The sequence below is a fragment of the Variovorax sp. P4_D9 genome (assembly GCF_056401695.1).
Genome location: NZ_JBFUIU010001089.1, coordinates 1 through 2,477, shown reverse-complemented (window position 1 = coordinate 2,477; position 2,477 = coordinate 1). Strand labels below are relative to the sequence as shown.

Sequence of the window (2,477 nt, the reverse complement as noted above, 5' to 3'; positions counted from 1 at the left end):
GGGGATAGGTTCCGAGTAACGAGCGAATCATGACCAGTCGCCTTCAGTTGACTCCTGCCCGCGGCCTCAGCGACTGGGAGTAGTGCGCGGGTCGAGCAAGGCCTCGGCAGCGCGAAACGCTATCGAGAGGCAACTTTCGTTCGCTCGAATTCAAACACTTGTGAGGGCTCGCGCGGCCGCCCGCCACATTGACGTTGAGGCGCGCGAACTTCTGCTGGTAGGTCTCCACGGACATCGGCGTTGGTGGGTAGTACCTCGATGCTATCCGGTCGACGCGAAGCCCCGTTGCCTCGAGACGAACGATCGGACGTACCGCTCCACCTCGACCTCGGACGCCGGCCACTCGCTTTCCCAGTGCGCGAGACGCGACGGCAAGTCCAGGTCTCCCAGGCCGGGTGCAGGCGAGACAGCAGCGAGATGCCCTTGGGTGAGACGAGGACCCGCTTCGTGGGTGAACCCATCTCCCACAGGAGTTCGTCCTTTACCATCCGGTCCAAGAGCACCGGCGCAGCACTCGCGGGCTCGAGTTGGGCGACCTCGTTGCGCCCGGTGCCGCGCCATTGCGCCATCGCTTGAAACCATCTGCGGCCTGGTCAACGGGTGTTGCGATCGAAGCCAGTAGAGAAGTTGTAGGGCTCGCATTGTGATCGCCGAACTGGCAAGGCCGACATCGTGAGCGATCGGCGAAAAGACGGCGTCCGCCTCCGAAAGGAAGGATGAATCAAGATGCCGCGAAGCGTGGTCTGTCGACGCAATTGACACGTGGCTCAGATGGTGAGTTGGATGGAAAGCGCTGCGTGCTCGGAGATCCTGGAGTCCGCGCACGTCCAGTCAAGGACCATTTCGTGGAAGCCGTGCAACGAATGGCGCCCGACGTCTTGCTTCTCAACGAGTACGTTCATGGCAAGACGCGTGCGCCCGTCTTGAAGGCTCTTGCGAATCAAGGCTTGGTTCATGTCCTGGTCTCAGAACCGGTGGGCTCCAACAATCAGGTGCTCATCGCAAGCAGGATGTCGCTGAGCATTCACGAGGCATCGGAGGAACTGCAACGCGAGCCGGTATCGGTTCTCGGGCGCATCAGCGCCATCGGTGCGTTCGAGTTCGAGTGCGGAACGGAGGAGTGGGTCGAGATCATGTCGCTTGCCCTCTCGGGTGTGCCTCTGCAGGACGTGATCGCCTGGTGCTCAGCCTCAGAGGAACGCATGCCATTCGAGCTGTTCGATGCGATGCGCTCAGGACCCGACCAGCGTCCGGCATTCGAGCTGGCGCGCGAACTCGGCATCGAAGTCGCGAACGTCTATGCGCTCGCAGACCTGCAGTGGTTGATCGGTCAGCCGCAGGAGGTCCGGGTCGGCCACGCCGCAGCCGCTGCCCGTGTCGTCGCTCGATTCGATGCACTGACGCCGGCGACCTTGAAGAGCGAAGTGCTCGGGCTTGCGCCTGCAGATCTGCGCTGGATGGGAGGCGAAGCTCCGAAGAAGAACCGGGGATCGAAGACCCCCAAGGCGGGCGCCGCCAAGGCTCGCGCGCCAGGGAAGGCTTCAGCCTCGCGTGCGCGAAAGCCAAAGATCAGAAACCGTTGGGCTTTTGCCAACTACGTGAAGAAGAAGCGCGCCTCGGCAAGCGGAAATACCTGAATGAGCGAACTCGAAGTAAGCGTCGTGCGCGCGATCGAGCAGGCCCGCCAGCAGCACGCGTGACTACCACCCGGAAGGGACTAAGTCTGGTCCGACCCGGTTCCCGACCTCGACGCCCGCGTCGTGCACATAGTGGCCCGCGTACCAGACCACCACGTCGGTGTCGACGACAGACTCGGGCGGCGATATGAAGCGCTCGAGATGCGCGCCGCTCAGGCTGGGATCGGTCGTGAACCCTTGGCCATCGTCGATCTCGCCGGAGTGATATCGCAACACCCACAGGTCGCCCACGCCATAGGGGGTCACGGCACCGTCGTTCGGGCCGGGAACGATGGTGTATGCCTCGCCGCTCGCGGTGTTGCGCACCCGCCATTTGCGCTTGTGGGCCGCGTCGCGCGGCCGCCGGATCTCGAACTGCTTGGTGTGCCAGTTGTTGTTGCCGACAATCGGCGGGTCGTTGAACTCCTCGACCGTGTTATGGCTCGGCGTGCGGATGTCGAAGTCGAGGCGCCAATAGACGTGATGGGTGTGCAGATTGCAAGTGCAGCGGTTCTCGGTACCGGCAAAGCCAAATCTCGGACGGATCGTTCCGTTCGAATGCAAGCGCCATTCGGTGATGTAGCGGTACCAGCCGGCTTGCATTTCGCTGACCAGCACGACCTCCTGTCCGTCGACGTAGACGGCCACGCCGGCGAAGTTGCCTGCATCGGTGCCGTTGTCGATGATCGTGCGTGCCGGTGTCGGGCACAGCAGAAAGCCAGGCGCCACGTTCGTGCCGGTGGCCTCGAACGGCGTTTCCGAGTTCTGCCAATCTCGGTAGGTCGGTCCACAGCCGATCGC

Annotated in this window: 2 protein-coding genes; one reads left to right on the top strand and one right to left on the bottom strand. The window is 62.9% G+C overall.

Annotation, left to right across the window (positions count from 1 at the left end):
- Nucleotides 1-716 precede the first annotated feature (716 nt).
- On the top strand, nucleotides 717-1,637 hold the full coding sequence (locus tag AC1DY5_RS51300) for a hypothetical protein (protein ID WP_478121961.1): 921 nt from the start codon (nucleotides 717-719) through the stop codon (nucleotides 1,635-1,637).
- Nucleotides 1,638-1,700: 63 nt separating this feature from the next.
- Here AC1DY5_RS51300 and AC1DY5_RS51295 read toward each other — a convergent pair.
- Nucleotides 1,701-2,477, bottom strand: a 777-nt coding sequence (locus AC1DY5_RS51295) for a hypothetical protein (protein ID WP_478121960.1), incomplete at its 5' end; no start/stop codon positions are given.

What these genes read in the sequence shown, in the direction of transcription:
- AC1DY5_RS51300 (WP_478121961.1), top strand. Translation starts at nt 717, where the DNA reads ATGAATCAAGATGCCGCGAAGCGTGGTCTGTCGACGCAATTGACACGT.